At 64.3% G+C, this 12,472-nt stretch carries 15 protein-coding genes and 1 pseudogene; 10 read left to right on the top strand and 6 right to left on the bottom strand.

Going from position 1 to position 12,472, the window contains the following annotated elements:
• On the top strand, positions 1 to 1,632 hold a 1,632-nt coding region (gene ligD, locus ENZ74_RS07350; RefSeq protein ID WP_127312714.1), incomplete at its 5' end, for a DNA ligase D.
• A gap of 76 nt (positions 1,633 to 1,708) precedes the next feature.
• On the opposite strand, the gene ENZ74_RS07355 is transcribed toward ligD, so the two are convergent.
• Positions 1,709 to 2,383 carry a winged helix-turn-helix domain-containing protein gene (locus ENZ74_RS07355; protein ID WP_013528648.1) on the bottom strand — a complete coding sequence of 225 codons (675 nt, stop codon included), beginning with the start codon at positions 2,381 to 2,383 and terminating at the stop codon, positions 1,709 to 1,711.
• Between the two features lie 68 nt (positions 2,384 to 2,451).
• On the opposite strand from ENZ74_RS07355, the gene ENZ74_RS07360 reads away from it, so the two are divergent.
• From ENZ74_RS07360 to ENZ74_RS07370, 3 genes are all read left to right on the top strand, one after another.
• The gene (locus ENZ74_RS07360) at positions 2,452 to 2,667 is read left to right on the top strand and encodes a DUF1127 domain-containing protein (protein ID WP_063169647.1); all 216 of its coding nucleotides are present in this window, start codon (positions 2,452 to 2,454) and stop codon (positions 2,665 to 2,667) included.
• 64 nt (positions 2,668 to 2,731) lie between these two features.
• Complete coding sequence (locus ENZ74_RS07365; RefSeq protein ID WP_013528650.1) at positions 2,732 to 3,064, top strand: NIPSNAP family protein; 333 nt, start codon at positions 2,732 to 2,734, stop codon at positions 3,062 to 3,064.
• Positions 3,061 to 3,405, top strand: coding sequence for an antibiotic biosynthesis monooxygenase (locus tag ENZ74_RS07370; RefSeq protein ID WP_013528651.1), 345 nt, complete (start codon positions 3,061 to 3,063; stop codon positions 3,403 to 3,405). The genes ENZ74_RS07365 and ENZ74_RS07370 overlap by 4 nt, the downstream gene beginning before the upstream one ends.
• Before the next feature lie 10 nt (positions 3,406 to 3,415).
• On the opposite strand, the gene mbfA is transcribed toward ENZ74_RS07370, so the two are convergent.
• Positions 3,416 to 4,399: an iron exporter MbfA gene (gene mbfA / locus ENZ74_RS07375; protein WP_013528652.1), complete on the bottom strand. Its 984-nt coding sequence runs from the start codon at positions 4,397 to 4,399 to the stop codon at positions 3,416 to 3,418.
• Between the two features lie 175 nt (positions 4,400 to 4,574).
• On the opposite strand from mbfA, the gene ENZ74_RS07380 reads away from it, so the two are divergent.
• The 3 genes from ENZ74_RS07380 (at position 4,575) to ENZ74_RS07390 (ending at position 6,868) form a co-directional block, all read left to right on the top strand.
• Positions 4,575 to 4,898, top strand: coding sequence for a hypothetical protein (locus tag ENZ74_RS07380; RefSeq protein ID WP_024502197.1), 324 nt, complete (start codon positions 4,575 to 4,577; stop codon positions 4,896 to 4,898).
• A 295-nt stretch (positions 4,899 to 5,193) separates the two neighbouring features.
• Entirely contained in the window at positions 5,194 to 6,177 is a 984-nt protein-coding gene (locus ENZ74_RS07385; RefSeq protein WP_027161221.1) for a threonine/serine dehydratase, read from the top strand.
• Positions 6,178 to 6,268: 91 nt separating this feature from the next.
• Positions 6,269 to 6,868: a DNA-3-methyladenine glycosylase gene (locus tag ENZ74_RS07390; protein ID WP_063169646.1), complete on the top strand. Its 600-nt coding sequence runs from the start codon at positions 6,269 to 6,271 to the stop codon at positions 6,866 to 6,868.
• Positions 6,869 to 6,973: 105 nt separating this feature from the next.
• Here the strand turns inward: ENZ74_RS07390 and ENZ74_RS07395 are convergent, their stop codons facing one another.
• Genes ENZ74_RS07395 through ENZ74_RS07410 form a run of 4 tightly spaced genes read right to left on the bottom strand, consistent with a single transcriptional unit; the run spans position 6,974 to position 10,495 of the window.
• On the bottom strand, positions 6,974 to 8,110 hold the full coding sequence (locus ENZ74_RS07395) for an ABC transporter permease (protein WP_013528655.1): 1,137 nt from the start codon (positions 8,108 to 8,110) through the stop codon (positions 6,974 to 6,976).
• A complete protein-coding gene (locus ENZ74_RS07400) occupies positions 8,107 to 9,027 on the bottom strand; it encodes an ABC transporter ATP-binding protein (RefSeq protein ID WP_063169645.1) in 921 nt (306 codons plus the stop codon). Before ENZ74_RS07400 ends, ENZ74_RS07395 begins: the two co-directional genes overlap by 4 nt.
• Positions 9,024 to 9,800 carry an HlyD family efflux transporter periplasmic adaptor subunit gene (locus ENZ74_RS07405; RefSeq protein WP_127312715.1) on the bottom strand — a complete coding sequence of 259 codons (777 nt, stop codon included), beginning with the start codon at positions 9,798 to 9,800 and terminating at the stop codon, positions 9,024 to 9,026. Before ENZ74_RS07405 ends, ENZ74_RS07400 begins: the two co-directional genes overlap by 4 nt.
• Positions 9,797 to 10,495, bottom strand: a complete 699-nt coding sequence (locus tag ENZ74_RS07410) for a CerR family C-terminal domain-containing protein (RefSeq protein ID WP_063169644.1) — start codon at positions 10,493 to 10,495, stop codon at positions 9,797 to 9,799. The genes ENZ74_RS07405 and ENZ74_RS07410 overlap by 4 nt, the downstream gene beginning before the upstream one ends.
• A gap of 90 nt (positions 10,496 to 10,585) precedes the next feature.
• Here ENZ74_RS07410 and ENZ74_RS07415 point away from each other — a divergent pair, with 90 nt between their 5' ends.
• The 3 genes and pseudogenes from ENZ74_RS07415 to ENZ74_RS07425 all read left to right on the top strand — a co-directional run.
• The gene (locus ENZ74_RS07415; RefSeq protein ID WP_013528659.1) at positions 10,586 to 11,059 is read left to right on the top strand and encodes a CYTH domain-containing protein; all 474 of its coding nucleotides are present in this window, start codon (positions 10,586 to 10,588) and stop codon (positions 11,057 to 11,059) included.
• On the top strand, positions 11,056 to 11,988 hold the full coding sequence (locus ENZ74_RS07420; protein ID WP_063169643.1) for a CHAD domain-containing protein: 933 nt from the start codon (positions 11,056 to 11,058) through the stop codon (positions 11,986 to 11,988). The genes ENZ74_RS07415 and ENZ74_RS07420 overlap by 4 nt, the downstream gene beginning before the upstream one ends.
• 91 nt (positions 11,989 to 12,079) lie before the next feature.
• Positions 12,080 to 12,472, top strand: a pseudogene (locus ENZ74_RS07425) (lipo-like protein); the annotation flags it as partial.

Below are 12,472 nucleotides of genomic sequence, written 5' to 3' on the forward strand. Positions count from 1 at the left end.
GTGGTGCTGGCCGACAGCGGCGTCTCGTCTTTCGCGCTGCTGCAGCAGGACCTGTCGGCGAAGCGGACCAATCGCTTCATCTATTACGTGTTCGACCTGATGCGGCTCGATGGGCAGGATCTTCGGCGCGAGCCGCTGGTCGAGCGTAAGCAGGCCTTGCAGGAACTGCTCGGCGAACAGTCCGACAATGCGGCGGTCCGCTTCAGCGACCATTTCGCCGAACCCGGCAAGATCATGCTGGAGCATGCCTGCCGGATGGGCCTGGAAGGCGTCGTCTCCAAGCGTGCCGATGCACCCTACCGCAGCGGCCGCGGCCCGACCTGGGTCAAATCGAAATGCACGGCGCGGCAGGAATTCGTCATCGGCGGCTACCTGCCGTCGGACAAGACCGGGCGCGGACTGCGCTCGATCCTGGTCGGCTTCCACGAGGGCGGCAAGCTGCATTATGCCGGCCGCGTCGGCACTGGTTTTTCGGGCAAGGGCGCCAATGAGCTGAAGGCAAAACTCGATGCGTTGACGGCAAAATCATCGCCCTTCGCCACCGCCGTGCCGAAGGGCAAGGGCCTGGTCTGGGTCAAGCCTGAACTTGTCGGCGAAGTGGAGTTTCGCAGCTGGACCTCGGACCGTATAATACGCCACGCCTCGTTCCAGGGGTTGCGCGAGGACAAGCCGGCGGAGGAAGTCGTGCAGGAAAAGCCCAAAGCGGCGACAGGCAAGCCATCGACAGGCAAGAGCACGGCCAAGCCGGCATCAGGCGGCAAAGCCGCCGGGTCGATCACGACCACGGTCAAACTCTCGCATCCCGACAAGCTGCTGTGGCCGGACGAAAACATATCCAAGCAGGGCCTGCTCGACCATTACGCACAGGTTTGGCCGCGCATGGAACAGTTCGTGGTCAACCGGCCGCTCAGCCTGGTGCGGGCGCCGGACGGCGTCGGCGGCCAGCGTTTCTTCCAGAAGCATGCCTCGGCTGGCATGAGCGACAAGATCGCGCGCATGAAGGACCCGACCGACGGCGAGGAAATCCTGTTCATCCGGGATTTCGATGGTGTTGCCGCACTGGTCCAGTATGGCGTGGTCGAGATCCACATCTGGGGGTGCACGATCGATGAGATCGAGAAGCCCGACCAGATCATCTTCGATCTCGATCCCGATGAAGGTGTCGACGTGAAGGCGGTGCGCGAGGCGGCACTCGATATCCGGGGCAAGCTCGACGAGCTGTCGCTGCCGAATTTCGTCAAGACCTCGGGCGGCAAGGGCTATCACGTGCTGGTGCCGCTGAAACCGGCGGCGGATTGGGATGCGGTGAAGGGCTTCGCCCATGACTTTGCCCGCGCGTTGGAGCAGGGTGCCCCCGATCGCTACACGGCGACGCTGTCGAAAAAAGCGCGCACGGGAAAGATCTTCGTCGACTATCTGCGCAACGGCAGGGGCTCGACGACGGTCGCGCCCTATTCCTCGCGCGCCAAGAAAGGCGCCACCGTGTCGATGCCGGTGACCTGGCCAGAGATCGAGGCCGGCTTGCCGCCGAACGCTTTCCCGATCGGCGACAAGACGACGCTGAAGCAGCTGGCGAAAGCCGATCCGTGGAGGGAATTTTTCAAGCAGGGGAAGGCGTTGAAGCGGGGGTAGTTCGCGCAATTTGCCAGCGCAGCGATCCTTCGCGCCCCCTCTGGCCTGCCAGCGTGACGAAATCAGCGTCGGCTCCTCAGCTCAGAAACACCTTCTCGAAAGCCTGCTTGCCCGGCAGCGAGAAAATCACCGCGCGGCTGTCCTTCTCGCGGCGCGCCCATTTCTCGGCAAGGATCTTGTCGAGGATGGCGGCGCCCAGCGTGCCGGCGAGGTGCGAACGGCGCACGCTCCAGTCGAGGCAGGCGCGGCATACCGGCCGGCGCGGCTTGGTGTAGACGTCGATGCCGATCGCGGCGAAATGCGAAGCCGCCGATGGCCCGAGCCTGATCTCTTGTTCGTCGCGGACCAGTACGTTCTTGGCGACGAGCCGGTCGAGCATCGCCACTGCCTGCTCGCCGGCGAGGTGATCGTAGCAGACGCGCGCCACGCGCATCGCTGCATCGCGCGGACCCGGCCGCACACGCTTTGGACCGACGGCTTCCGCGACGCCTGTGATGGCTTCGATCATGCCCGCCACCTGCGGTCCGGCGAGGCCGTAATAGCGATGCCGGCCCTGGCTCGCCACCGTGAGCAGCCCACCTTCCATCAGTTTGCCCAGGTGCGAGCTGGCGGTCGGCAGCGAGACGCCGGCCTCGAGCGCCAGCTCGCTTGCCGTCAGCGCCGTGCCGCCCATCAGGGCATTTAGCATGTTTGCCCGTGCCGGGTCGCCGACCAGGCTGGCGATGCGGGCGATGTCGGGTCCTTCGCGCATAGTTCGTTCCTCATCGAAGCGTTCTTGTCAGATAATCACTATTCTCCGGTGAGATCAAGGAGACGACGATGGCCGCACGAACCGCTTTCCCCTCAGCCCCGCTCCACAGCCGTCGGTTCTTCCCGTTCGTCAGCTGGTTGCGTTCGCGGCTGCTGGCCCGCTGGTATGACCGCCATCTGCAGCGTCTCGACCTTGCCGAGATCGACGACCATCAGCTGCGCGACCTTGGCCTGACGCGGCAAGACGTGCGCCGCGAATGCGCGAAGTCCTTCTGGCAGCCCTAGCAGACCAGTCGGCACGACGTTTCGATGTCGTTCAAACTATTGACGCAGCCCCGAGGAGACCACAATGACCATCACCTGCTTCATCCGCTACGAGATCGACCCGTTCGGCAAGGCGGCCTTCGAGGAGTATGCGCGCAACTGGGGTCAGGCCATTCCGCGCTGCGGCGCCGATCTGATCGGCTATTACGCGCCGCATGAGGGCTCGGCGACGACCGCCTATGCGGCCTATAACATCGAAAGCCTGGCCGCCTACGAAGCCTATCGCGCCCGGCTTGCCGCCGATCCCGCCGGCAAGGCAAACTACGAGTTCGCCAAACGCGAGAGATTCATCCTGAAGGAGGATCGCATGTTCCTGAAACTGGCCTCAGGCCCGCACGCGAAACTGGTGCTGCCGTGATTGCCGTCATCTTCGAGGTCGAACCGGCGGAGGGCCGGCGCGATGCCTATCTGAGCATCGCCGCGGACCTGCGTCCGCTGCTCGACGGCATTGACGGCTTTCTCTCCATCGAGCGTTTTCAGAGCCTGGCCGATCCGAACCGCATCCTGTCGCTGTCGTTCTGGCGAGATGAGGAAGCCGTGAAGGACTGGCGCAACACCGAGGAACACCGGCAGGCGCAGAAGGCCGGTCGCGGCGGCATCTTTGCCGGCTACCGATTGCGCATCGCCCATGTCGTGAGGGACTATGGGCTGACGGAAAGGGACGAGGCGCCGGCCGACAGTCGGGCGGTGAATGGGTGAGTGAGGCTACTCACGCATTCCCGATCAGCACGCCGGCCGCGAACACCAGGGCGCCGCCCAGCACCACCTGGAAGGCGGCGCGCAGGAAGGGCGTCTGCATGTAGCGGTTCTGGACAAAAGCGATCGCCCACAATTCGAAGAACACCACCACCGCGGCAACCCCGGTCGCCGTCCAGAAATGCGGAATGAGATAGGGGAGTGCATGCCCGAGACCGCCTAGCGTCGTCATGATGCCGACGGTCAGACCGCGCTTGAGCGGCGAGCCGCGGCCCGACAGCTTGCCGTCGTCTGAAGCGACTTCGGTGAAGCCCATCGAAATGCCGGCGCCGATCGAGGCGGCAAGCCCGACCAGCAGCGTCTGCCAGGTGTCATGCGTGGCAAAGGCGGCAGCAAAGATCGGCGCCAGTGTGGACACCGATCCGTCCATCAGCCCGGCCAGCCCTGGTTGCACATAGGTGAGGATGAACTGGCGCTGCTCGGCGGCGGTCTCTTCATCCTTCACTTCGCCCGGCACATGTTTCTGCTCCAGCCGCTGCGCCAGTGTCTCATGGCCCAGTTCGGCCACCGCCAGATCGTCGAGCAGTTTTCGCGTCGAGGCATCCGCCGTGCGCTTGGCAGCCTCGACATAGAAAAGGTAGGCTTGCCGCTCCATCGCCTCGGCCTGGCTGCGCACGTGCTCGATGCCGAGCGGCCGGACCAGCCAGTCGGGCTTGCGCTCGTAATAGCCCTTCACATGTTCGCGCCGGATCAGCGGAATGCGCTCGCCGAAACGCTTGCGGAAAAGCTCGATCAGCGAATCGCGATGGCCATCCTCTTCCTCGGCCATCTCCTCGAACACTTTTGCCGATTGCGGGAAGTTTTCCGTCAGGCCGTCGGCATAGGCCCGATAGATGCGACCGTCATCCTCCTCGGACGAAATGGCCAGCGCCAGGATCTCCTGTTCGGAAAGCGATTCGAAGGGGCGGCGGCCGAAGCCGAAAACACGGGAAAGCATGAGGAATTCACCCTAGTTTAGAATAGTTCTAAACTAGGGCTCAAGGTGCCTCCGGTCAATTGCGCGCTTGGGTCGCGGTCAAGAATTGTTGAAGCTCGCATGCCGGGCCGACCCCTTCATTATCAGTGAATGTTCACCTATATAATTCAACCCAGCCAGAACAAGGAACCCGCAGATGACGGCAAAACAGCCTCCGCATCCCTATGACCCAAAGCCCGTTCTCGATCTCATCGCCAGCATCGAGGCCGATCTGCAGCGCCTGAAAGGCCTGGTCGAGCAGCAGGTCGAGAAATTCGACCCCGCCAATCCGCACAACAAGGCGCCGGACGGCAAACTGACCGAGGAAGGCGTCGAGTGCTGCTACCGCATGTTCGACGAGGGCAAGTCGCGCTATTCGGTCGCCCAGCAGATGAAGATATCCTTTGCCGCCGCCAGCCACCGCTTCAACAACTGGCGCAAGCTGGGCGGGAGCAAGAGGCAGAGGACGCTGTTGGGGTGAAACTCGTGAGACGGCGGCGGGACGGCGCCCCCCTCTGTCCTACCGGACATCTCCCCCACGTGGGGGAGATTGTCAGCTTCATTAGGTGTGCCCCTTCTTCAACGTTGGAAATTGGCGAAAGCGGATACCCAGCCGATCTCCCCACCCGTGGGGAGATGTCCGCAGGCCAGAGGGGGGCGTGCAGCCGAGGCGTTGGCGACCGTCTCGCTAAACCTTGTAACGGTCACATTTTTCCCATGGTGCGCCGCCTCCCTTTGCGGGCATCATGGAAAGACCCCTGTCCACTGGACCTCACATGACCGCCACCACCCCTCCCGGCATCGCCGACATCCACGCCGCCGCCGCGCGTCTCGCCGGCCTGATCGTCGAAACCCCGTTGATCGAATCGCAGGAGCTGAACAAGCGCTTCGGCGGCCGCATCCTGTTCAAGCCGGAGACGCTGCAGCGTACCGGCTCGTTCAAGTTCCGTGGTGCCTACAACAAGCTGTCGTCGCTGAGCGACGAAGAACGCAGCCAGGGCGTCGTCGCCTTCTCGTCGGGCAATCATGCGCAGGGTGTCGCCGCTTCGGCCGCGATGTTCGGCGTCAAGGCGGTCATCGCCATGCCTTCAGACGCGCCGGCGATGAAGATCGCTAACGTCCGCAAGATGGGGGCGGAGGTGGTGCCGTTCGACCGCTTTCGCGACGACCGCATGAGCGTGGTTCGCCCTTACGTGGAAAGAGGCATGGTGCTGGTGCCACCCTTCGACGACCCGGCCATCATTGCGGGCCAAGGCACGATCGGCCTCGAATTGATGCGCCAGGCAAAAGCGCTTGGCGTCGACCTCGACGCGGTCGTCATTCCCTGCGGCGGCGGCGGCCTGACCAGCGGCATTTCGGTTGCCGTCAAGGACGCCTCGCCCAACACTGCGGTCTGGGCGGTGGAGCCCGAGCATTTCGACGACACCCGCCGGTCGCTGGCCGCCGGCGCCAGGGTGTCGAACGAACCCGGCCACGCGTCGATCTGCGACGCGATCCTGACCGCGGAGCCCGGCCTGATCACCTTCGAGATCAACCGCAGGAACCTGGCAGGCGGCATCGCCGTTTCCGACAAGGCGACGGCACAGGCGATGCGCGACGCCATGGCCTATCTCAAGCTGGTGGTCGAGCCCGGCGGCTGCGTGGCGTTGGCGGCGCTGTCGTCGGGCGAGATCGAACTGTCCGGCAAATGCGTTGCCGTGGTGCTGTCCGGCGGCAATGTCGATTTCGGCACTTATGCCGGGATCATGGCCGCGGCTTGAGACGGGATGTCCAAAGGATCCGACATGGATCTGAGGCAGGTTTCGCCTTGGATCACTCCTCGCCCGCCTCCAAATCGTCGCCGGGCTGAACATGGTCATCTACCGCCCGCTCACGCGTTCTGAGCTGCCCGACGATACGGCATCCCTTGCCCGCACTCTCATCGGCAAGATCGTGGTGCGCGAACTGCCCGAAGGCATCGCCAGCGGCCGCATCGTCGAGACCGAGGCCTATGTGACCGGCGATGCCGCCGGGCACGGCTACCGGGGCCAGACGCCGCGCAACCGTTCGTTGTTTCTCGAGGCTGGGCACGCTTATGTCTATCTCGCCTACGGCATCTCCTACATGCTCAACGTCTCGAGCGAGATGCCAGGGGTCGGAACCGGCGTGCTCATCAGGGCGCTCGAGCCGCTCGAAGGCATTGCGCTCATGCGGCTCAATCGCGGCATCGAGCGCTTGCGCGACCTTGCGCGAGGACCGGGAAGGCTAGCCCAGGCACTGCGGATCGATCGTTCGCTCGACGGGCTCGATCTTTGCCGCAAAGGCCCGCTATGGCTGGCAACCGACGAGCATCAAGGCGGCGACATCGCCCAAGGCATCCGGATCGGCATTACAAAGGATGCCGATCGCCCGCTGCGGTTTTACGTCAAGGGGAGCGCCTTCGTCAGCGGCCCGAAATCGCTCAACGGTTAGTGGCAGTTATAAACCATGGAGATTGGCGAAAGCATTTCTCCCTTCGTCATCCACGGGCGGAGCAAGGAGCGAAGGCTGGTAGCAAGACTGGAGGTCGTGCGGCGTCTAATCCAGTGTCCGCCTGAATCGCACCAATGCTACGCCGGCAAACAAAGCCACGAACACCACCAGCCAGCCGATCTCCGTTGCCACGGCCGGCAGTTCGGCCCCCTTCAGCATCACCGCGCGGGTGATGCGTAGGAAATGCGTCAGCGGGAATATCTCGCCGAAGATTTGTGCCCAGTCCGGCATGCCGCGATACGGGAACATGAAGCCGGACAGCATGATCGACGGCAGGAAGAAGAAGAAGGTGAGTTGGAGCGCCTGCATCTGCGTGCGGGCGATGGTCGAAATCGTGTAGCCGAGCAGCACTAGCGCCAGCACGAAGATCAGCACGGCGGTCAGGAGCAGCGACATCGATCCGGTGAAGGGGATGGCGAACAGAAGTTTCGCCGCCGCCAGCACCACCACCACCTGCACGCCGCCGACCGCCAGATAGGGCAGCACCTTGCCCATCATGATCTCGAGCGGGCTGGACGGCATCGCCAGCAGGTTCTCCATCGTTCCGCGCTCGGTCTCGCGTGTCAGCGCGATCGAGGTCATCATCACCATGGTCATCTGCAGGATGACGCCCAGCAGGCCGGGCACGATGTTGTATTGCGAGATGCCTTCGGGATTGTAGCGCCGGTGTACGACGACATCGAGCTGACCCTTGGCGGCCTCGGCGGCGGCTTCCTGCGTGCCTTGCGCCCTCAGCAGCGCCTGGCTGGCGACTGTGCCGAGCGTCGAGATGGCGCCGCTGGCCACCGCCGGGTCGGTGGCGTCGGCCTCGATGAGTATCTGCGGGCTGTTGCCGCTCTCCACCCTCCTGGCGAAATCGGCCGGGATGGTGACGACGAAGGCAACGTCGCCGCGCGATATCAGGAACTCGGCCTCGGCGGCACTTTGCGCGACATGGTCGAAACGATAGTAACCGGTGGTCTGCAGCGCCGCGACAATGGCGCGCGTATAGGGATCGTTGCTCGTCGCCACGAGTGCTGCCGGCAGGCTTTTCGGGTCGTTGTTGATGGCGTAGCCGAAAAGCACCAATTGTATCAGCGGCACGCCGAGCATCATGGCGAAGGTGATGCGGTCGCGCCGCATCTGGATGAATTCCTTGATCAGCAAGGCGCCAAGCCGGGCGAAGGAAAAGACGCTGTTCATTCCATGTTGTCCTTCGAGCCGGACATGAACTGGATGAAGACGTCCTCGAGGCTGGTTTCGCCGGGCGAAACTTTCACGCCCTTGTGCTCTCTCTCGACATCGGCAAGCACGGCTTCGAGCTTCTTCTTGTCGGAGCCGACGACATGCAGCGTCGCGCCGAACGGCGCCACCTGATCGACGCCGGGGCGGCCCTGAAGCGCTTCGGCGACCTGATCGAGGCGCGGACCCTGCAGGACGAAGGTGGTCAGCCCGGCATTTTTCACCACTTCGGCGACAGTGCCGGTGGCCAGCATCTTGCCATAGGAGATGTAGCTGATGCGGTGGCAGCGCTCGGCTTCGTCCATATAGTGGGTGGAGACCAGCACGGTCAGCCCGCCGCTGGCGAGGCGATGGATCTCGTCCCAGAACTCGCGCCTCGCCTTCGGGTCGACACCGGCCGTAGGCTCGTCGAGCAGCAGCAATTTCGGCTTGTGCATGATGCAGGCGGCCAGCGCCAGCCGCTGCTTCCAGCCGCCCGACAAGGTGCCGGCCAGCTGGTTGCGGCGCGACGTCAGGCCGAGGTCCTCCAACGTGCTCGCGACATGCCCCTCGACCGGCTTCAGCCGGTAGAGCCGCGCCACGAATTCGAGATTCTCGCCGATCGTCAGATCCTCGTAGAACGAGAATTTCTGCGTCATGTAGCCGACTTCGCGCTTGATGCGCAGGCTGTCGGTGCGGATGTTGAAACCGAGCACCGTGCCTTCGCCCTCGTCCGGCGTCAGCAGGCCGCACATGATGCGGATGGTGGTCGTCTTGCCCGAACCGTTGGGGCCGAGAAAGCCGACGATCTCGCCCTCGGCAACCGACATCGTCACATGGTCGACGACGGTCTTGTCGCCAAAGCGCTTGACCAGGCCGTGTACGTCGATGGCGTTCATCTTGCGCTGTCCGCCAGATCGACATCGACGATCTGGCCGGGCTGCAGCGGGCCGGCATCGCCCTCCGGCCGCGCCTCGACGAGGTAGACCAGCTTCTGCCGGTTCTCGAGCGAATAGATCACCGGCGGGGTGAACTCGGGATCCGGCGAGACGTAGCTGACGCGCGCCTTAACATCCGGGCCGCAGCCGTCGCAATGGACGCCGAGCAAGGTGCCGACCTTGACCGAGGAGAAGGCGCTCTCCGGGATATAGACGCTGAGCTTGACCGCGCCGTCGGGCAGGATCGAAATCACAGGCGCGGTCGGACCTGATGTATCGCCCGGATTGCGGATGACGTCGTTGACGCGGCCGGGCGAAGGGGCGGCCAGCACCCGTTTCGACAGCCGCCACTGCGCCTGCTCCAACGCGGCCTGCGCCTGCTTGACCTGATTGTCGGCGGCCTGGGCGCTGGCCATATCGACCTCGGCCTTCAGCACGGCGATCTCTTCCGGCCGCTTGCCGATCTGCAGGTCGGCCAATTGCGCCTGCGCCTGGGCAAGGCCGGCCTGCGCCTGCGCGACAGCGATTTTTGCGTCGGCACTTTCCAGCGTCACCACGGTCGTGCCAGGCACCACACGGTCGCCGCGCTTCACCGTGACGGTCTCTACCTGCGCCACCTCGATCGGCGCCAGCAGCACGTAGTCGCCTTCGACATAGCCGACGGCCAGCGGTGCTGCCGGGGCACAGGCCGAGAAGAGCTGCGCGGCGAGCGGCAGCGAACACAGAAAGCTCATGGTCTTTGCCCCTTTGTCTTTGCCCCTTTTCTGGCGGCCAGTATGGCCTTGAGATTGCCCGATGTGACCGCCACCACCTTGGCGGCCTCCGCGGCGCCGATATCGGGCCAGCCCATGCGGCGCATCACCGCCTCACGGCCGATGCGGAAATAGATGACCTGGCCGATCAGCGTGAACACGGTGAGCCTTGTGGCCTCGCTTTCGGCGGGCTCGCCAGTTGCCTGTTCCCACAGCTGGCACAGCCGGCGATGGCTCGGCTCGAAGACACCGTCATAGATACGATCGAGGGCTGCCGTTGGATGGGAAAGTTCGCGCAGGATGAACTGCACGATCTCACCGGCCTGCGGACTGGCCACGACAAAGCCGACCATTCGCTCCAGCGCCGCGAAGAGCTGCGCCTGCGCTGCCTCCGGACCGACCGGCGCGGGCGCCTGCGCATTGCCGAGCGCCGGGCCGGCGACCGTCTGGATGGTCTCGACGATAAAGTCGGCGGCGGCCGTGCGAAGACCCTCCTTGCCGCCGAAATGATAGGCGATCGAGCCGATATTGGCTCGCGCCTCGGCGGCGATCTCGCGCGTCGAGGTGCCGTCGAAGCCCTGCCGTCCGAACAGCTTCAGTGCCGCCTGGACAAGCGCCGCGCGCGTCATCTCGGCGGGCTCGCGACGAAGAACTTTGGGCTCAGGTAGTTTGATCATAAGTGCACTTTAATCAATCGATTGATTAACGTCAACTTCTGTTCGTCATTGTCTTGCCATCGACGGCGGCAAACGCTTTAGTGCGCGGCCATGGGCAAGGAAGTCGAACGAAAATTCCTGGTCACCAGCACCGCATGGCGGGAGTTGGCCGAGGCCAATATCCGCATTCTCCAGTTCTATCTCGCTGCCGGCCCCGGGCGCACAGTGCGCATCCGCATCAGCGACGGCACTTCCGCCAAGCTGACGCTCAAATTCGGCAGCAAAGCGCGCGAGCGCGACGAATTCGAATACCCGATCCCGCTGTCGGAGGCGGTGGAGATGCTGGACTTCGCCATCGGACGTGTCATCGAGAAGACACGTCACCATGTTAGGCACCGTGGCTATCTCTATGAAGTCGATGTCTTTGGCGGACCGCTTGCGGGACTTGTGGTCGCCGAACTTGAGACGCCGGAGGACGTGCCGGACGAAATGCTGCCCGACTGGCTCGGCCGTGAAGTCACCGGCGAGCAGAAATTCTACAACGCGTCGCTCGCCCTTGGTGGGATTCCGGAGATCGCCGCATGAGCTTTCGCATCGATCCGCGCCTGCCGCTGACCGGCGAGGTCAGGAGAATCCTTGCCGAGGAGATCGGCAAGGCGCTGCATCATCTTGACGCCGCACGGAGCCGGCCGGAACAGGCGCTGCACAAATGCCGCAAGCGGCTGAAGAGCGCTCGCGCCTTGCTGCGGCTTGTTCGTTCCGGTGACGAAACATTCTGTGAGACAGAAAACCAGTGCTACCGCAACGTGGCGGCCCTGCTTGCCGGCCCGCGCGAGGCGACAGCGCTGATCGAAACCATCGACCGCCTGGCGGCAAGCTTTCCCAAGGAGGGCGCCGACGATGGGCTGGGCGCGGTTCGCGACAGGCTGATCGCGCGCCAGCATGAATTGCACGAAGGTACAGGGCTCGAAGCGGCGATCGGCGCGGCGACCGCCGCCTGCGAGGAGGGCCTGCACCGCATCGGCACGCTGGCCTTGCCCGACCAGCCGGAACAGGCGGCCGACGTGCTTGCCGAAGGCGCCCGCGTCACGCTGCGCCGCGCCAGGAAGGCGCTCGACAAGGCCGGATCGCGGGGAGCGGCCGATGATTTCCACGATCTGCGCAAGGCGGCCAAGACCCACGGCATGCATCTGTCGCTGCTCGGCAGGCTGTGGCCGACACCGATCAAAGCAAGGCGCAACGCGGTCGACGAACTGGGCGAGCGGCTGGGCGACCTGCACGATGTGCTGGTGATGCGCGCCCTGCTCGAGGCCGACGACCAGCTGCTCGGGCCGCCCGAGGACACGAAACTTCTGGCCAAGCTTTTGAAGCGGTCGGAAAAGCAGCTGAAGAAGAGCTGCCTTGCCGAGGCGGCCGAGCTGTTCGGCGACAGTCCCAAACGCTCGACACGCAAACTGGCCCGCAAGGCGCGCGACGATCTGGCTGCGCCGCCGGAAGAGGCCGCGGCATCGTAGGATGACTTGGCGCTCTTCCTCTCGGTCCGGACGGGGGGAAGAAAGGCGTGCGCTAGCCCTCATTACCCGCCCATGCTAATCGCCATGGAGTATGACCGAGCCCGGCGACACGCTTCTGGATCGACTTGGCCGCTGGCTTGCCGGCCGGCTGCAGGAAGAATCGTCCGGCTACGAGCCCTACACCCCCTCCGATGCCGAAACGCTGCGTCGCACGCTTGAGCCCGGCGACATCCTGCTGATCGAGGGCAACCAGAAGATCTCGGCGGCGATCAAGTACCTGACCCAGTCGACCTGGTCGCATGCGGCCTTCTATATCGGCGATGCCTTGCCCGCGCCGGCGGACGGCTCGGAGCGGCCGCGCCTGATCGAGGTCACGATCGGCGAAGGCTGCGTCGCCGTTCCATTGTCGCGCTACCGCACCTACAACACCCGTATCTGCCGGGCGAGTGGGCTGGCGCCGGAGGATCGCGACAAGGTCGTCGCC

Origin of the sequence: Mesorhizobium sp. M7A.F.Ca.CA.002.15.2.1 (genome assembly GCF_003998715.1) — a bacterium.
Lineage (GTDB): Bacteria > Pseudomonadota > Alphaproteobacteria > Rhizobiales > Rhizobiaceae > Mesorhizobium > Mesorhizobium ciceri.

Bases quoted from the DNA above. Each gene is read 5' to 3' on its own strand.
- ENZ74_RS07355 (WP_013528648.1), bottom strand. From the start codon at position 2,383: ATGCGCGAAGGACCCGACATCGCCCGCATCGCCAGCCTGGTCGGCGAC.
- ENZ74_RS07360 (WP_063169647.1), top strand. From the start codon at position 2,452: ATGGCCGCACGAACCGCTTTCCCCTCAGCCCCGCTCCACAGCCGTCGG.
- ENZ74_RS07365 (WP_013528650.1), top strand. From the start codon at position 2,732: ATGACCATCACCTGCTTCATCCGCTACGAGATCGACCCGTTCGGCAAG.
- mbfA (WP_013528652.1), bottom strand. From the start codon at position 4,399: ATGCTTTCCCGTGTTTTCGGCTTCGGCCGCCGCCCCTTCGAATCGCTT.
- ENZ74_RS07380 (WP_024502197.1), top strand. From the start codon at position 4,575: ATGACGGCAAAACAGCCTCCGCATCCCTATGACCCAAAGCCCGTTCTC.
- ENZ74_RS07385 (WP_027161221.1), top strand. From the start codon at position 5,194: ATGACCGCCACCACCCCTCCCGGCATCGCCGACATCCACGCCGCCGCC.
- ENZ74_RS07390 (WP_063169646.1), top strand. From the start codon at position 6,269: ATGGTCATCTACCGCCCGCTCACGCGTTCTGAGCTGCCCGACGATACG.
- ENZ74_RS07395 (WP_013528655.1), bottom strand. From the start codon at position 8,110: ATGAACAGCGTCTTTTCCTTCGCCCGGCTTGGCGCCTTGCTGATCAAG.
- ENZ74_RS07400 (WP_063169645.1), bottom strand. From the start codon at position 9,027: ATGAACGCCATCGACGTACACGGCCTGGTCAAGCGCTTTGGCGACAAG.
- ENZ74_RS07405 (WP_127312715.1), bottom strand. From the start codon at position 9,800: ATGAGCTTTCTGTGTTCGCTGCCGCTCGCCGCGCAGCTCTTCTCGGCC.
- ENZ74_RS07410 (WP_063169644.1), bottom strand. From the start codon at position 10,495: ATGATCAAACTACCTGAGCCCAAAGTTCTTCGTCGCGAGCCCGCCGAG.
- ENZ74_RS07415 (WP_013528659.1), top strand. From the start codon at position 10,586: ATGGGCAAGGAAGTCGAACGAAAATTCCTGGTCACCAGCACCGCATGG.
- ENZ74_RS07420 (WP_063169643.1), top strand. From the start codon at position 11,056: ATGAGCTTTCGCATCGATCCGCGCCTGCCGCTGACCGGCGAGGTCAGG.